Origin of the sequence: Actinopolyspora xinjiangensis (genome assembly GCF_900104475.1) — a bacterium.
GTDB lineage: Bacteria > Actinomycetota > Actinomycetes > Mycobacteriales > Pseudonocardiaceae > Actinopolyspora > Actinopolyspora xinjiangensis.
This window is the reverse complement of sequence record NZ_FNJR01000020.1, coordinates 61100-61682: the sequence shown is the minus strand read 5'-3', so window position 1 is coordinate 61682 and position 583 is coordinate 61100. Positions and strand designations below refer to the sequence as shown.

Here is a 583-nt window from a genome sequence, read left to right as displayed (position 1 = left end):
CAGCTGGTTTCCCCGCGCGAGCGGGGGTGAGCCCTAGCCACACCTCATCCCACCCGCCGGGGGGAGAGGTTTCCCCGCGCGAGCGGGGGTGAGCCCAGGGCCGGGAACAACGGGGATGGGGCCGAAGTGGTTTCCCCGCGCGAGCGGGGGTGAGCCTGCGTTGCCCCACATCGCCGAACAACAGCCCGTGGTTTCCCCGCGCGAGCGGGGGTGAGCCCTCGGCGCACCACCTCGGAGGACGGCGGTAGGTGGTTTCCCCGCGCGAGCGGGGGTGAGCCCAGCTCGGTCACGACGAAACCGACCCATCCATCGGTTTCCCCGCGCGAGCGGGGGTGAGCCTCCCCGGACGTGGCACATCGCGTCCTCGCCTCCGGTTTCCCCGCGCGAGCGGGGGTGAGCCTTCGAGAACCTGTGCGCGCTCCTGGCCGACGGAGGTTTCCCCGCGCGAGCGGGGGTGAGCCGGCCAGGTCTTCGTGATCCCGTGAACTGGTGTTGGTTTCCCCGCGCGAGCGGGGGTGAGCCTCGACTCAGGAATCGTTAGGCTCTGAATCCCGAGGTTTCCCCGCGCGAGCGGGGGTGAGCC

1 CRISPR repeat array is annotated in these 583 nt (G+C 71.5%).

The annotated features are described in order from the left end of the window. Positions 1 to 5: 5 nt before the first annotated feature. A CRISPR array of direct repeats spans positions 6 to 583; the repeat unit is 28 nt; unit sequence GGTTTCCCCGCGCGAGCGGGGGTGAGCC.